Origin of the sequence: Salipiger bermudensis (assembly GCF_020171625.1) — a bacterium.
GTDB lineage: Bacteria > Pseudomonadota > Alphaproteobacteria > Rhodobacterales > Rhodobacteraceae > Salipiger > Salipiger bermudensis_B.
The window spans coordinates 87,898-101,364 of record NZ_JAIUZY010000013.1 but is presented as its reverse complement, the minus strand read 5'-3'; the positions used below and the strand labels follow the sequence as shown (position 1 = coordinate 101,364).

The following is a 13,467-nucleotide window of genomic DNA, read 5'->3' as shown; positions in this document are numbered from 1 at the left end:
CTATAGGGGAGCCGCCAGAGATTGGGTAGAGGATAATTTGAGCAACTAGATGAGGGGGGCGCGCCGGGGATCTCAGGCGAGGTGCGCGACGACTTCGCGCCGGTGCGGCGCATCCCGATGTTCGAAAAGGTAAATTCCCTGCCACGTGCCGAGCGTCATGCGGCCATTGCTGACCGGGACCGAGAGGGAGACCGGCATCATCGCGGCCTTGATATGGGCCGGCATGTCGTCCGGCCCCTCGTAGGTATGAGTGAGGTAGTCCATTGCGGGATCGCTCGAGGGCGGTACAAGCCGATGGAAGAAGTTGCGCAGGTCGGTCTGCACCTCGGGGTCGGCGTTCTCCTGGATCAGGAGGGACGCCGACGTGTGCCGAACGAAGAGCGTCAGCAGTGCGCCGTCAGCCTTCTGCGCCGAGAGCCACTCCGCGACCTGGTGGGTGCACTCGTAAAGGCCCTGCCCGCGCGTCTGTATGGAGAATGACGTCTGGGTCATGCGCCCTCGCTCAGCGCCTCTCTACTGCTGACCCGCGCACACGGACCACCGAAATGATCAGGCCTCGCTCACGACACAGGTGACCTGCGGCAGGTCTGAAGTGTTGTCAAACAGGATCGGCATGCCGCCATCGGTCACGGCCGGCATCTGGCCGACCTCACGGAGCGAATCACGGCAATCGGCGAGTTCATCGGCAGAAACCCTGATTTCGATCACTTCGGGCTCGTCGGTCGTCAGGGCTTCGGACGCTGCGAAGGCGGCGACGGAGACACAGGTGGCGGCGGCAGTCAGGACAAAAAGGCGGGTCATGGCAGAAGATCCTTCGTTGTTGCCTTTTTAACGCAGCTGTGCGCGGCAAGGTTCCAACTGTCTTGGAACACGGGGCAACCTGATCGTCTTCGGGGCGTTGAGGGGCAGATGCAAAACGGAGATTTCCAATGACCCGCAAGACCCTCTTCATCACCGGCGCCAGCTCGGGCATCGGCGCCGAAACCGCGCGTCAGGCAGTGGCCGCGGGCTGGAACGTCGGCCTGTTCGCTCGCTCCGAGGACAAGCTTTCAGCGCTGGTCGACGAGCTGGGCGAGCACGCGCTGGCGCTGCCCGGCGACGCCACCTCGCTTCAGGCGCAGACCGAGGCGATGGAGAAGCTCGCCGCGCATTTCGGCGACGTGAACGCCGCCTACGCCAATGCCGGCATGGGCGTCTCGGGCGCGGGCACGCTGGCCGGCGACCCGGAGGCGTGGGAGAGCATGGTGCAGCTCAACATCATGGGCGTGCTCTGGACCGCCAAAGCGGCGTCGACCTACTTCAAGAAGAATGGCGGCCATCTGCTGCTCACCGGCTCGGCGGCGGGCCGCACCCACATCAAGGGGTCCGTCTACGGCGCGACGAAGTGGTTCGTGCACGGCTACGGCGGCAACCTTGCAGAAGAATTCCGGGAATGGGGCGCGCGCGTGACGGTGATTGCGCCCGGCATGGTCGACACGCCGTTCTTCGACGAAGCGAAGCCCGACAAGCTCAAGCCGGAAGACATCGCCGAGGCCGTGATCTACGCGCTTGGCGCCAACAAGCGCGCCAATGTGCAGGAAGTCTTCGTGATGCCGAACGGCTGATCTCTCAGCCCGCACAGGCAGACGCCCTCGCGAACCCTCGGGAGGGCGTTCCTGCATCCGTCTTCCCGGCGGCTATCAAGCCGTCTCGCGCGAGCGCAGGTGCCGCAGGAGGCTGGCAGCAGAAGCAAACTGGCTGCGAACAGCACCGCGAGTACGGCGGCATGAACTTGGAAGTGGTGCAATAATCGGGCAAGAGCCTGACGTCGCGGCCTCTGCCCCAGCGTCAAGTGTCAGGGCGCGCTCAGCCGAAGAGCCGGGCGCCCTGCTCGTCGATCATCTGCTTGGCCTTGCGAAGCGAGGCCTCCTTGGCCTCGTCCAGGTCGCGGATGACATCGGCGCGCACGAGGTGATGGGTCTTGGTCTCCCCCTCCACCTCGGCCTCGATCAGCGCCGCGATGCGGTACTGGCCATCGGCGGGCATGGGCTCCGGTGTGATCCGGAACCCATGATACTCGGTGGTCTCGGCTTTGGGCTCGGGTTTCGACCCGCCGCCACCGCCGAAGAGACGTGACAAGAGCGACATCTGCCCTCTCCTTCTCGTGCCCGCGCGGGGCTTACTGGTCGAGGAAGCTGCGCAGCTTGCGCGACCGCGACGGGTGCTTGAGCTTGCGCAGCGCCTTGGCCTCGATCTGGCGGATCCGCTCGCGCGTCACCGAGAACTGCTGGCCGACCTCTTCGAGCGTGTGGTCGGTGTTCATGCCGATGCCGAAGCGCATCCGCAGAACCCGCTCCTCGCGCGGTGTGAGCGAGGAGAGCACGCGCGTCGTGGTCTCCTTGAGGTTCTCCTGGATCGCGCTGTCGAGCGGCAGGATCGCGTTCTTGTCCTCGATGAAGTCGCCAAGCTGCGAATCTTCCTCGTCGCCGATGGGCGTCTCGAGCGAGATCGGCTCCTTGGCGATCTTCATCACCTTGCGGACCTTCTCGAGCGGCATCTGCAGCTTCTCTGCCAGCTCTTCCGGGGTCGGCTCGCGGCCGATCTCGTGCAGCATCTGGCGACCGGTGCGGACCAGCTTGTTGATCGTCTCGATCATGTGCACCGGGATACGGATGGTGCGCGCCTGGTCGGCGATCGAGCGGGTGATCGCCTGACGGATCCACCACGTCGCGTAGGTCGAGAACTTGTAGCCGCGGCGATACTCGAACTTGTCCACCGCCTTCATCAGGCCGATGTTGCCTTCCTGGATCAGGTCGAGGAACTGCAGCCCCCGGTTGGTGTATTTCTTGGCGATCGAAATCACGAGGCGCAGGTTGGCCTCGACCATTTCCTTCTTGGCCTGACGCGCCTCTTTCTCGCCCTTCTGGACCTGACCGACGATGCGACGAAACTCGCTGATGTCGAGGCCGACATACTGGCCGACCTGCGCCATGTCCGACCGCAGCTCTTCGATCTTGTCCTCGAAGCGCTCGATCAGCATCTGCCAGCCGCGACCCGGCTTCTCCGACATACGCTCGATCCAGTTCGGGTCGAGCTCGCGACCGCGATACTCGTCGATGAACTCGCGCCGGTTGATGCGCGCCTGGTCGGCAAGCTTCACCATGCTCGAGTCGATCGACATGATGCGGCGGTTGATGCCGTAAAGCTGGTCGATCAGCGCCTCGATACGGTTGTTGTGCAGGTGCAGGCCGTTCACCAGTTCGACGATCTCGGAGCGCAGCTGCTGGTACTGGGCCTCGTCGGCCTCGGAGAACGAGCCGTCCTCGTTCAGCGTGGCGCTGATACGGGCGTCCTGCATGGCGGCGAGCTGCTCGTAATCGCCGGCGATGTGCTCCAGCGTCTCGAGCACGCGCGGCTTGAGCGCGGCCTCCATCGCGGCGAGCGACATGTTGGCCTGCTCTTCGTCGTCGTCATCGTCGTCGCGGGCGATGGGATTGCCGTCGGCGTCGTACTCGGGCTCGTCCTTCTTCGGCTTGTCGGCCGGCGCGGCGCTGGGGTCGACGACCGGCTCCGCGAGCCCGCCCTCTTCGTCCATCTGGTTGCCGAAGGTGGTCTCGAGGTCGATCACGTCGCGCAGCAGGATCTCTTCCTCGAGGAGTTCCTGGTGCCAGATCGTGATCGCCTGGAAGGTCAGCGGGCTTTCGCAAAGCCCGAGGATCATCGTGTTGCGACCGGCCTCGATGCGCTTGGCAATGGCGATCTCGCCCTCGCGCGACAGCAGCTCGACCGAGCCCATCTCGCGCAGGTACATCCGCACCGGGTCATCGGTGCGGTCAAGCTTTTCGTTGGCGCCCGACGACAGCGCGACATCACGCCCCTTCGAGGCATCGACCAGTTCGGTCGACCCCTTGTTGCCGTCTTCCTCGGCCTCCTCGTCTTCCTCGGTGACCTGGATGCCCATCTCCGAGAGCATCGACATCACGTCCTCGATCTGGTCGGACGAGACCTGATCGGGGGGCAGGACCTGGTTGAGCTGGTCATAGGTGATGTAGCCACGCTCGCGCGCCTCGGCGATCATCTTTTTGACCGCGGCCTGACTCATGTCGAGGCTGTGCGCATCGTCCTGAGTTTCCGGCTTGGCGTCGTCGTTGTCTTTGGCTGCCATTTAGAGCTCCGTCAAAGGGAGGCGGCCGGACTGGCCGGCGGTCGCAAAAGGTAGATTGATTCGTTGCTGCGAATCATGGGGGGAATCAACCGATTCGGCCACCCGTTTACCCCGTTTTCCTCCAGTTTTCCCTCTCCGCACAGTTAGTTCCCATGCTTGGAAAAGCGAATCTGTTCCGTTAGCGCCTTGAAGGCGTCTCTTTCGTCCTTGTCCAAACGGGCCCCGTTGGGCCCGAAATCGTAGTCCATCTCTCCGTCATCCTTGCGCAGGACCGCCTCGTTACGGGCCTTTGCGGCCTGAGCAAGACGCCATGTCAGCGCCTCGTCGGCCAGATGCTCCAGGTCTTCCTCGGCTTCGGCGATCTCGGCCGCGGCACCCGAGCGCGCGGTGATCTTCGACAACTCCTCGGCCACGGTCATCCGCGCCAGTTCAATGTCACCGGGCCGTCGCAAACAGGGGACGACCGCGACATGGCGTGCGGCGAGCAGGTTTTCAAGGGGCTCAGGCCCAATTCTGACCTCTGCTTCCTCGCGCAGTGCGGCGGCGCTGTCGGCATCGTGGCGCAAGAGAACGTCGCGCAGGGAGGCGCGCACCGGGTCGGTGCAATTGAGCATTTCCAGACCCTGTTCGAACTCGGCGATCAGCTCGGGCGTCGAGAGCAGCACGGCGAGGATCACCGCCTCGCGCAGTTCGTTCTCGGCGGTGTCGCCGGCGGCAACCAGCAGCGAGCTTTTGACGCTCGCGCTCGGCGGCGCGGGCGCGTTCCAGGCGCGACGCGTGTAGCCACCGCCGCCCGGCGCCCGCTTGGGGCGCTGCGGGCGGAACAGCTGAAAGCGCAGCTCCTTGATCTCGTCGCCGTAATGCCGGCGCAGGCCCGGGTCCTGGATCTGGCGCAGCACGTCGCGCAGCCGCGCATCGAGCGCCGCCTTGCGCTCGGGACTGTCGAACACCTTGCCCTCGATCTCGCGCCGCCAGAGCAGCTGCACCATCGGGATGGCCCCCTCGAGCACCTTGCTCACCGTCGCGGCGCCCTCGGCGCGCAGCAGGTCGTCGGGGTCCTTGCCCTCGGGCATCAGCGCAAAGCGCAGCGTCTTGCCCGCCTGCAAAAGCGGCAGGGCGAGGTCGATCACCCGGTAGGCGGCGCGCAGACCGGCCTTGTCGCCATCGAGCGCAACGACGGGCTCATCGGTGATGCGCCAGAGCAGTTGCATCTGGGTCTCGGTCACCGCCGTTCCCAGAGGCGCCACCGACGCCCCGAACCCCGCCTCGGAAAGCGCGATCACGTCCATGTAGCCCTCGGCCACGATCAGCGGCTGCCCCTTGCCCGCCGCCTCGCGCGCCGGCGCGTGGTTGTAGAGGTTGCGCCCCTTGTCGAACAGCTCGGTCTCGGGCGAGTTGAGGTACTTGGCGTTGTCCTTCGGGTCCATGGCCCGCCCGCCGAAGGCGATGGCGCGGCCACGGGCATCGCGGATCGGGAACATGATGCGGTTGCGGAACACGTCGTAGGGCGCCCTGCCCCGGTCCGAGGCCTTGGCAAGCCCGGCCCCGAGGATCAGGTCCTCGGCCACGCCCTGCCCGCGCAGGTGATCCCAGAGGTTCTGCCAGCCCTCCGGCGCAAAGCCGATCTCGAAGCGGTCGCGGACATCCTCTTTGAGGCCGCGCCGGTCGAGATAGGCGCGCGCCTCGGAGGCGGCGCCGGCGCGCAGCTGCATCCGGAAGAAACGCACCGCCTGCTCCATGACCTCTGACAGCTGTTCGCGGCGGTCGGCCTTCTTGGCGGCCTGCGGATCGCGCGCCGGCATCGGCATCCCGGCCTCGCGGGCGAGGATCTCGATCGCCTCCATGAACTCGACGTTCTCGCTCTCGCGTATGAACGAGATCGCGTCGCCCTTCGCGTGGCAGCCGAAGCAGTAGTAGAACCCCTTGCGGTCATCGACGTGGAACGAGGCCGACTTTTCCTGATGGAACGGGCACGGCGCCCACATGTCGCCCTTGGCCTGATTGGACTTGCGGTTGTCCCACATGACCTTGCGCCCCACGACCTGAACCAGGCTCGTGCGGTTGCGCAGCTCGTCTAGGAAACCGGGGGGCAGACTCATGCTGCGAATATCGGGGCAGCGGCGCGCCGAGTCCAGATGGCCTGAACAGCTTGTCTCAAATAGGCAGCACTTGCCCGTGCGTCACTGCGCGAGGCACTGCGCCTCCCACGCCGCGCCGACCTCGTCGGTGAGCTGGTCTTCGGGCAGCGACCAGATCCAGTCGGCCAGCATATCGCCCGCGCTACGGTCGCCGATCTGCTCGCGCAGGACGGCGCGGGCCTGGGACTTCGCAGCTCGCTGCTTGCGCGCCTCGACCGCCTGCATCACGACCCCGGCGGATTTCGCGCAGGCGGCGGCCTTGTCCTGCTGCGCCTGCGCAGGGACGGCAAGGCTGGCCAGAAGCCCAAGGGCAAGCGTGGGGGCGAGGGTCAGGCGAAGGATCATGGCGCGGGCTCCTGCTGTGAATGCGACGGCGAGAGCCTTAACGCGGGCGGGCGGCGCTGTCACGCCGCCCGGGTTACGCTTTGACGGACCGCGGCTCAGAGTCCCTTGGCACGGTAGCTGCTCGCCACGCGATCGATGGCGACGATGAAGGCGGCGGTGCGCAGATCGGTGACGTCCTCGCGCCCGTGCCAGACCTCGCGCATCGACTGGTAGGCGACGCGCATGGTGTCATCGAGCCCCGAGCGCACAAGCTCGAGTTCGTCGGCGCCGCGCAGGTACTTTTCCTTGAAGCTCGGCGTCAGGCTCCAGGCGTCGCCCAGCATGTGATCGAGCCGCTCGAGTTCGTCGACCACGAGCTGGTGGCGCGACTCTTCCTGGCGCCGCTGCATACGGCCAAAGCGGATGTGGCTGAGGTTCTTCACCCATTCGAAATAGCTGACTGTCACCCCGCCCGCGTTGGCGTAGAGATCGGGAATGATCACCGTGCCGCGGTTGCGCAGGATATCGTCTGCGCCGGCGGTGATTGGGCCGTTGGCCGCCTCAATGATCAGCTTGGCCTGGATCCTGTGGACATTGGTGAGGTTGATGACCCCCTCGAGCGCCGCCGGGATCAGGATGTCGCACTCGCTTTCCATCACGCTGGCGCCATCGACCAGTTCGCTGGCTTCGGGATAGCCCTTCAGCCCGCCATGGCGTGTCATCCAGTCGCGCACCCGCTCGACATTGAGGCCGGCCGGATCATAGAGCGCGCCGTCGCGCTCGATGATGCCGACGACCAGCGCCCCGTCCTCCTCGGAGAGGAACTTGGCGGCGTGGTAGCCCACGTTGCCGAGCCCCTGCACCACCACCCGCTTGCCCTCGAGCTTGCCGGAAAGCCCGGCGATCGACGCGTCCTCGGGGTGGCGGAAGAACTCGCGCAGGGCGTATTGCACGCCGCGGCCCGTCGCCTCGACCCGACCGGCGATGCCGCCCGCGTTGAGCGGCTTGCCGGTCACGCAGGCCCGCGAGTTGATGTCGGTGGTGTTCATGCGGGCATACTGATCGGCCATCCACGCCATCTCGCGCTCGCCGGTGCCCATGTCGGGGGCGGGCACGTTCTGGCTGGGATTGATCAGGTCGCGCTTGATGAGCTCGTAGGCAAAGCGCCGGGTGATCCGTTCGAGTTCGTGCTCGTCATAGTCGCGCGGGTTGATGCACAGCCCGCCCTTTGAGCCGCCGAACGGCGCCTCGACCAGCGCGCACTTGTAGGTCATCAGCGCCGCCAGCGCCTCGACCTCGTCCTGATCGACCGCCGAGGCATAGCGGATGCCGCCCTTGACCGGCTCCATATGTTCGGAATGCACCGCGCGGTAGCCGGTGAAGGTGTGGATCTGGCCGCGCAGCCGCACCCCGAAGCGCACCGTGTAGGTGGCGTTGCAGACCCTGATCTTTTCCTCGAGCCCGGGGGGGAGATCCATCAGGGCCGCGGCCCGGTTGAACATTAGATCGACGCTCTCGCGGAACGTCGGCTCATTCGCCGGTGCAGCGCACATGGTGTCTCCTTCCATCGGTCGCCTGCCCTTTTGCGGGTCATGATCGACTTCTGGCGTTAACTCTAGTTTGCCAGAATCGTTTGGCAAAACCCTTTTTTCGATGAATTCGAGACAAGGAATTCACGCTTTCTTCGCGCTATCCGGGAAGACTGTCCCCTCTGCCTAAACAACTCCGGGAAACCGGCGGTTTCTGTCCGCACACTGCCCAAATCTTGCAGAAGTTTACCAATAAATTGGCCCCAATTTGGCCACGATGGCTGAGCATACCCGTCCCCATCGCAAGATCGTATCGAGTGGGACCTTCCGGAGAAATTCCGGCGGGAAGGAGTTGGGAACATGGAGCAGGTTCATGCTCTCGGAGGCGCGTTCCTCCGGCAGACGGGCACCGCGCTGTCCGCTTTCATCACACAGTGTGAGAGCTTTCGCCGGGCCGAGTCTGGCACCATGACCTTCATGGCGGTCGCCCTGTCGCTGATGATGATGATCTTCGGCGGAATCGGCATCGACATGATGTATGCCGAACTGCAGCGCACCAAGATCCAGAACACGCTCGACCGCGCGGTGCTGGCCGCCGCCGACCTCGACAACGAACTCGATGCCCAAGGCGTGGTCGAAGACTACATGGCCAGGATGGGCCTGTCCGATGCGCTGGTCTCGGTCGATGTCGACGAGGGGCTGAACTACCGCACCGTCACCGCGGACGGCTACCGCACCATGCCGTCGAACTTCATGCAGCTCATCGGCATCGACAACATGCAGGCCGGCGGCCACGCGCAGGCGATGGAGCGCATCAACAAGGTCGAGGTCTCGATGGTGCTCGACATATCGGGCTCGATGGATGACGGCGACAAGATGGCCGAGCTTCAGACCGCCGCGTCCGACTTCGTCGACACGCTGCTCGACGATAGCACCGAGGATCTCGTGTCGATCTCGCTGGTGCCCTATTCCGAGCATGTGAATGCCGGCCCCGAGATCCTGAGCTATCTCAACGTGAATTACAGGCATGACGACTCGTACTGCCTCGAGATGCCGAACAGCGTCTTCAGCTCGCCCGCGCTCGACTTCTCGCTGACCTACGACCAGATGCAGCACTTCCAGTGGAACTACTCCGGCAGCAACAGCCTGAGCGACACGATCTGCCCGCGCTATGCCTACGAGCAGATCCGCCCATGGAGCCAGGACGCGAACGCGCTGAAGACCCAGATCGGCCAGCTGCAGCCCCGCGCCGGCACCTCGATCTTCATGGGAATGAAATGGGCCAGCGCCCTGCTCGATCCGTCGACCCAGAGAATCGCGTCTGGCATGATCGCCAACGGCACGGTCGATGCTGTGTTCGAGGGCCGCCCGGTCGCCTACAGCGACACCGACGTGCTCAAGACCATCGTGCTGATGACCGACGGCCAGCACGACCGGTCGTTCCGCATCCAGAACTGGGCCTATGACGACGAGAACGAGGTCGAGCACTGGTCGCGCTACAACCTCTGGCACTACCTGAACCACTACGTGAACTACTGGAACCGCGACAGTTTCTATTACCAGAAGTACGATGCCGCGACCGGCGACGCCCTGCTGAGCAGCATCTGCACCGCCGCCAAGCGTCAGGGCGTGCTGATCTGGACCATCGGCTTCGAGGTGTCGAACCACGGTGCCAACGTGATGGAGCGCTGCGCCTCCTCGCCCGCGCACTTCTTCCGCGTCGAAGGCGTCGAGATCTCCGAGGCCTTCTCGACCATCGCCCAGACGCTGAACCAGCTGAGGCTGACGCAATGATCGGCCGCATTGCAACCACCCTCCGCCGCCTGATCAAGAGCGAAGACGGCTCGGCCGTCGTCCCCTTCGCGCTCTGGATGCCGGTGATGCTGGGCATTGGCCTGTCGACCATCGAGGTCGGTGCCATGACGCTGCGCCACACCCAGCTCGAGCGCGCGATGGACCTGACGGTGCGCGACGTGCGGCTTGGCACCGGCCACACCTACACCCACGCCCAGCTCAAGCAGATGATCTGCGACCGGACGACGATCCTTGGCAATTGCGCCACGATGCTGCATCTCGAGATGATCGGCCTCGACCTACGCGACTGGACCGATCCCCCCTCCAGCATCGAGTGCACCGACCTGGCCCTCGACGTGACGCCGCAGCGCAACTTCCAGTTCGGCCAGGAGCACGAAGCCATGCTGCTGCGGGCGTGCTACAAGTACCGGCCGATCACCCTCGTGTCGCGCATCGGCTCCCCCGTGAAGGTCGATGAGCACGGTTTCACCGGCGTCGTGTCGACCGCCACCTTCGTATACGAGCCGATGTGAGGCAGGAGAGAGCCATGACAGCGACGACGATCAAAGCCCGTCTCGGCACCTTTTTTCGAAACACCGAAGGCTACGTCACCCTCGAGGTGATGCTGATGCTGCCGGTGCTCTTCGTGATGTTCGGGGCGGCATGGGTCTATTTCGACGTGTTCCGCCAGCAATCGATCAATCAGAAGGCCAACTATGCCATCGGCGACATGCTGTCGCGCGAGACCGAGGAACTCGACGACACGTTCATCGACAACAGCTTCAAGCTGTTCGGCCTCCTGACCCAGAACCTCACCGATCCGGATGAGCTGACCGGTCGCTACAGCGCCGATCTTCGGGTCAGCGTCGTCGAGTACAACGCCAACAGTCGGCGATACTCCGTGGTCTGGTCCGCCGCGCGTGGCGATTACGAGGAACTCAACCGGAACGAGGCCCAAACCTACGCCGATCGCCTGCCGGCCATGGCGAACAACGAGCAGGTGATCCTCATTGAGACCAGCGAGGACTATTACCCGGTCTTCAACGTGGGCCTCGATCCGCTGAAGCTCAGAACCTACAGCTTCACGCATCCGCGCTATGCGCCGCAGGTGCTGTTTGCGCGGGCGCAGAACGCCAACAACGGCTGGGGAAACGGCGATCAGGAGGCCCCCGGCGGCTCGCTGTGCAACAACAACGCCGAGAACGCGACCGACTGCAGCAACGAGGATGGCTCCAACAACGTCGAGCCCAACCGCGGACATGGTCACAGGTACCCCTGACCGAGAGAGGCGCAGCCGCATCGAGCGCGCTGCGCCCGCGTTCAGGTCAGCGTTCTAGAACTGCGCCTCGCCCTTGTGCCGCGCCACCAGCATCGACAGCGCATCCGCCAAAGGCTTGGTGTCGCGCCCGGCGGTCACGCCGCCCACGGCAACCCGCTTGCCCATGCGCCACCAAAGACCCGGCTGCCAGGCCCGCGGCTGCGTCTCTTTGAGCTGGATGAGAAAACCGTTCGAGGGCTTCATGGCGAACATCGAGCGATCGACCTTCGCGATCTCCTCGACCCGCGCCAGCACCGCGCCCGAGCTATCGCTCAGGCCCGTCTCGGTCAGGATCAGGACGCGCCCGGTCGCGCGCCACATCCTCTGCGCCATCCACAGGGCCGCGAGGCCGAGCAGCAGAAGCAGCGCCTTCCAGTAAATCTCGACCGGCGGTTCGGCCACCAGCAGCCACAGCAGCAGCACACCGAGCGCCGCCAGCGTGCCCACGCCGATGACCCGGCGCGCCGGGGTCGCGCTGACCCGCGCGATGATCTGGGTGTCGTCCATGTCTCTCCCCTCCCCGCTGCGTCAGTCGCGCCGCGGATCGCGGGGATAGACGCCGAGGATCTCCAGCCGGTTGGTGAAATACCCAAGCTCGTCCAGCGCGCGCTGCACCGCCGGATCGTCGGGATGGCCCTCGATATCGGCGTAGAACTGCGTCGCGGTGAAGGAGCCGTTGACCATGTAGCTCTCGAGCTTGGTCATGTTGATGCCGTTGGTCGCAAAGCCGCCCATCGCCTTGTAGAGCGCTGCCGGGATGTTGCGCACTTCGAAGATGAAGGTGGTCATCATTCCGTGGGTGCCGCGGCGCGTCAGGTCGGCCTCCTTGCCCATGATCAGGAAGCGGGTGGTGTTGTGGGCGTGGTCCTCGATGTGCTGCGCGAGGATCTCGAGCCCGTAGGTCTCGGCCGCGAGGTCGGAGGCCAGCACGCCTTCGTCGCGCACGCCGCTCTCGGCCAGTTCGGCCGCGGCCCCGGCGCTGTCCGCCGCCGCCTCGCCCTTGATGCCGTATTTCTCGAGAAAGCTCGCCGCCTGCGGGATCAGCACCAGATGCGCCCGCACCTTGCGCAGCTCTTCGAGCTTCACGCCGGGCAGCGCCATCAGGCTGATATGCACCCGCACGAAGGCCTCGTCGACGATGCGCAGGCCGCTGGCGGGCAGCAGGCGGTGGATGTCGGCGACCCGGCCATAGGTGGTGTTTTCGACCGGCAGCATCGCGAGCTTGGCGCGGCCGCTCTGCACCGCGTCGATCACCTCCTCGAAGGTGTGGCACGGCAGCGCCTCCATGTCGGGCCGGGCATCGCGGCAGGCCTCGTGCGAATAGGCGCCAAGCTCTCCCTGAAAGGCGATCCGGTCGGTCATGGGTGCGTCCATTTCTCTCTTTTTCGATGCGCAATGGCCTCTTGCGCGATTGGTCGCGGGTTCTATACCTTGCCAGACGACAAGGGAAGCCGTAGACACCGGCCGGAGGACATTCTTGGGACACACAGCATATGTTTGACACGATGACGATTACCAAAGCGGTAGGCGGACTCTGCGGTGCGCTTCTGATCTACCTGCTAGGCAACTGGGCTGGCGACTTGCTCTACAGCACGGGCGGCGGCCACGGCGAAGAGCACGCGGCAGCCTATGTCATCGAGACCGGCGGCGACGGCGCTGCCGAACCGGAAGAAGAGGTCGATTTCGCCACGCTGATGTCCGAGGCGGATGCCGGCGCCGGCGAGCGCGTGTTCGGCAAGTGCCGCGCCTGCCACAAGCTCGATGGCACCGACGCGACCGGTCCGCACCTGAACGGTGTGGTGGGCCGCGAGATCGGCACCGTGGGCGGCTTTGGCTATTCCGGCGCGCTCAACCAGGTCGGCGACGTCTGGAGCCCCGAGAACCTGTTCGCCTTCCTCGAGAGCCCGCGCAACGCCGCACCGGGCACCACGATGAGCTTTGCAGGCCTCAGCAAGCCCGCCGACCGGGTGAACCTGATCGCCTATCTGGAAAGCACCAACTGACCTCGAGTGCGGTTGCAGAGTTTCGAAAGGCCGCGCTTCGTCGCGGCCTTTTTCATTGGGCTGTTTCATTCTGCCGTCCGGTCGTGCAGGCCCCCGCCCCCTCGCGGCGAAATCGCGCTCCGTTCACGCAGACTCTAGCAAACACCGCTTGAATGTAGGCGCGGCGCGCCCTTAGCTTAGATCAACCGGCACGTAAGAAGCCGACAGCAAGGGGAGC

General features: G+C 65.0%; 14 protein-coding genes. 5 read left to right on the top strand and 9 right to left on the bottom strand.

Annotation, left to right across the window (positions count from 1 at the left end):
- Window positions 1-72 precede the first annotated feature (72 nt).
- Together LCM15_RS19000 and LCM15_RS18995 are read right to left on the bottom strand one after the other, a co-directional pair.
- Entirely contained in the window at window positions 73-492 is a 420-nt protein-coding gene (locus LCM15_RS19000; protein ID WP_224859193.1) for a secondary thiamine-phosphate synthase enzyme YjbQ, read from the bottom strand.
- A gap of 57 nt (window positions 493-549) precedes the next feature.
- On the bottom strand, window positions 550-801 hold the full coding sequence (locus tag LCM15_RS18995; RefSeq protein ID WP_224859191.1) for a hypothetical protein: 252 nt from the start codon (window positions 799-801) through the stop codon (window positions 550-552).
- A gap of 128 nt (window positions 802-929) precedes the next feature.
- Here LCM15_RS18995 and LCM15_RS18990 point away from each other — a divergent pair, with 128 nt between their 5' ends.
- On the top strand, window positions 930-1,604 hold the full coding sequence (locus LCM15_RS18990) for an SDR family oxidoreductase (protein WP_224859189.1): 675 nt from the start codon (window positions 930-932) through the stop codon (window positions 1,602-1,604).
- Between the two features lie 241 nt (window positions 1,605-1,845).
- Here LCM15_RS18990 and LCM15_RS18985 read toward each other — a convergent pair whose 3' ends face one another.
- From LCM15_RS18985 to LCM15_RS18965, 5 genes are all read right to left on the bottom strand, one after another.
- Complete coding sequence (locus tag LCM15_RS18985; RefSeq protein ID WP_224859188.1) at window positions 1,846-2,127, bottom strand: HlyU family transcriptional regulator; 282 nt, start codon at window positions 2,125-2,127, stop codon at window positions 1,846-1,848.
- Between the two features lie 31 nt (window positions 2,128-2,158).
- Window positions 2,159-4,144: an RNA polymerase sigma factor RpoD gene (rpoD, locus tag LCM15_RS18980; protein ID WP_224859186.1), complete on the bottom strand. Its 1,986-nt coding sequence runs from the start codon at window positions 4,142-4,144 to the stop codon at window positions 2,159-2,161.
- Window positions 4,145-4,287: 143 nt separating this feature from the next.
- Complete coding sequence (gene dnaG / locus LCM15_RS18975) at window positions 4,288-6,243, bottom strand: DNA primase (RefSeq protein ID WP_224859184.1); 1,956 nt, start codon at window positions 6,241-6,243, stop codon at window positions 4,288-4,290.
- A gap of 81 nt (window positions 6,244-6,324) precedes the next feature.
- On the bottom strand, window positions 6,325-6,627 hold the full coding sequence (locus tag LCM15_RS18970) for a hypothetical protein (RefSeq protein WP_224859182.1): 303 nt from the start codon (window positions 6,625-6,627) through the stop codon (window positions 6,325-6,327).
- A 95-nt stretch (window positions 6,628-6,722) separates the two neighbouring features.
- Window positions 6,723-8,159 (bottom strand): Glu/Leu/Phe/Val family dehydrogenase, encoded by a 1,437-nt coding sequence (locus LCM15_RS18965; RefSeq protein WP_224859180.1) that lies wholly within the window; start codon window positions 8,157-8,159, stop codon window positions 6,723-6,725.
- Between the two features lie 336 nt (window positions 8,160-8,495).
- On the opposite strand from LCM15_RS18965, the gene LCM15_RS18960 reads away from it, so the two are divergent.
- From LCM15_RS18960 to LCM15_RS18950, 3 genes are read left to right on the top strand one after another with little or no spacing between them, the layout of a single operon-like run.
- Window positions 8,496-9,929 carry a TadE/TadG family type IV pilus assembly protein gene (locus LCM15_RS18960; RefSeq protein ID WP_224859178.1) on the top strand — a complete coding sequence of 478 codons (1,434 nt, stop codon included), beginning with the start codon at window positions 8,496-8,498 and terminating at the stop codon, window positions 9,927-9,929.
- Complete coding sequence (locus LCM15_RS18955; protein WP_224859177.1) at window positions 9,926-10,462, top strand: TadE/TadG family type IV pilus assembly protein; 537 nt, start codon at window positions 9,926-9,928, stop codon at window positions 10,460-10,462. Before LCM15_RS18960 ends, LCM15_RS18955 begins: the two co-directional genes overlap by 4 nt.
- Window positions 10,463-10,476: 14 nt before the next feature.
- Window positions 10,477-11,208 carry a TadE/TadG family type IV pilus assembly protein gene (locus LCM15_RS18950; RefSeq protein ID WP_224859176.1) on the top strand — a complete coding sequence of 244 codons (732 nt, stop codon included), beginning with the start codon at window positions 10,477-10,479 and terminating at the stop codon, window positions 11,206-11,208.
- Between the two features lie 54 nt (window positions 11,209-11,262).
- Here the strand turns inward: LCM15_RS18950 and LCM15_RS18945 are convergent, their stop codons facing one another.
- Both LCM15_RS18945 and LCM15_RS18940 read right to left on the bottom strand, forming a co-directional pair.
- Complete coding sequence (locus tag LCM15_RS18945; protein ID WP_224859175.1) at window positions 11,263-11,754, bottom strand: hypothetical protein; 492 nt, start codon at window positions 11,752-11,754, stop codon at window positions 11,263-11,265.
- Between the two features lie 21 nt (window positions 11,755-11,775).
- Complete coding sequence (locus tag LCM15_RS18940; protein ID WP_224859174.1) at window positions 11,776-12,609, bottom strand: prephenate dehydratase; 834 nt, start codon at window positions 12,607-12,609, stop codon at window positions 11,776-11,778.
- Window positions 12,610-12,740: 131 nt separating this feature from the next.
- On the opposite strand from LCM15_RS18940, the gene LCM15_RS18935 reads away from it, so the two are divergent.
- On the top strand, window positions 12,741-13,250 hold the full coding sequence (locus LCM15_RS18935) for a c-type cytochrome (RefSeq protein WP_224859173.1): 510 nt from the start codon (window positions 12,741-12,743) through the stop codon (window positions 13,248-13,250).
- Window positions 13,251-13,467 lie beyond the last annotated feature (217 nt).